1 protein-coding gene is annotated in these 1,210 nt (G+C 75.8%); it reads left to right on the forward strand.

Annotation, left to right across the window (positions count from 1 at the left end):
* Window positions 1-96 precede the first annotated feature (96 nt).
* Window positions 97-1,098: an aldo/keto reductase gene (locus EF918_RS35915; protein WP_125652998.1), complete on the forward strand. Its 1,002-nt coding sequence runs from the start codon at window positions 97-99 to the stop codon at window positions 1,096-1,098.
* The last annotated feature ends 112 nt before the right edge of the window (window positions 1,099-1,210 follow it).

A 1,210-nucleotide genomic window follows, 5' to 3' on the forward strand; every position in this document is an offset into this window, starting at 1 on the left:
GGTCCGGGAGCGTCGCAGTCATGATCCAGAGGCTAAGCGAAGGGCGTCGCGATCAAGCCGTTACTTTGGGGGCGGGAGACGGAGGGGGACGAGGCGTTGGAGCGCAGGTCAATCGGGGCGTCGGCGCTGACCGTCGGCGCGATCGGGCTCGGCTGCATGCCGATGAGCTGGGGCTACGCCGCCGCGCGCCGGCAGGGCACGGAGTCGCTGCGGACCGTGCACACCGCGCTGGACCGGGGCGCGAACCTGCTGGACACGGCCGACATGTACGGGCCGTTCACCAACGAGCTGCTGGTCGGGCGGGTGCTGCGGGAGCGGCGCGCCGAGGCCTTCGTGTCCACCAAGGTCGGGCTGCGGGTGGGTGACCAGCACGTGGTGGCCAGCGGCAGCCCGGCGTACGTACGTAGGGCCTGCGACGCCTCGTTGCGCCGGCTGCAGACCGACGTCATCGACCTCTACCAGTTGCACCGGGTGGACCCGGAGGTCCCGGTGGAGGAGACCTGGGGGGCGATGGCCGAGCTGGTCGGCGCCGGGAAGGTACGGGCGCTGGGCTTCTGCGCGGTGGGGGCGGAGGCCGGGCCGGGCGCGGGGCGGCGCGGGGACCGGGCGTACGCGGTGACGCTGCGGCAGCTGGAACGGGCCCAGCAGGTGTTCCCGGTGAGCGCGGTGCAGGCGGAGCTGTCGGTGTGGTCGCCGGAGGCGGCCTGGCAGCTGCTGCCGTGGTGCGCGGCGCGCGGAGTGGGCTTCCTGGCGGCGATGCCGCTGGGCAGCGGTTTCCTGGCCGGGACGCTGACGCCGGGTCAGGGGTTCGAGGAGGCCGACGCGCGGGCCCGGCACCCGCGGTTCACGGCGGAGGCGATGGCGGCCAACCAGGTGATCGTGGCGGGGCTGCGGCGGGTGGCGCGGCGGCACGGGGAAGCGGTCACGGCGGCGCAGGTGGCGCTGGCCTGGGTCCTGGCCCAGGGCCCGCAGGTGGTGCCGGTGCCGGGGGCCTGCCGGGCGGAACGGGCGGCCGAGAACGCGGCGGCGGCCGAGGTGCTGCTGACCGGGCGGGACCTTGCGGAGATCGCGGGGCTGCCGGTGGCGGTGGGAGCCTAGGAGTGGCTCGGGGGGCTGCTGCCCCCCGGCGCCCCCCGCTGGACGGGTGGGGCTGGAAGGGAGTGGGGCATGACCGAGGCAGAGCGGACGGAGCCGGGCCCTGGACCGGGAC

The sequence above is a fragment of the Streptomyces sp. WAC06614 genome, assembly GCF_003949795.1.
Lineage (GTDB): Bacteria > Actinomycetota > Actinomycetes > Streptomycetales > Streptomycetaceae > Streptomyces.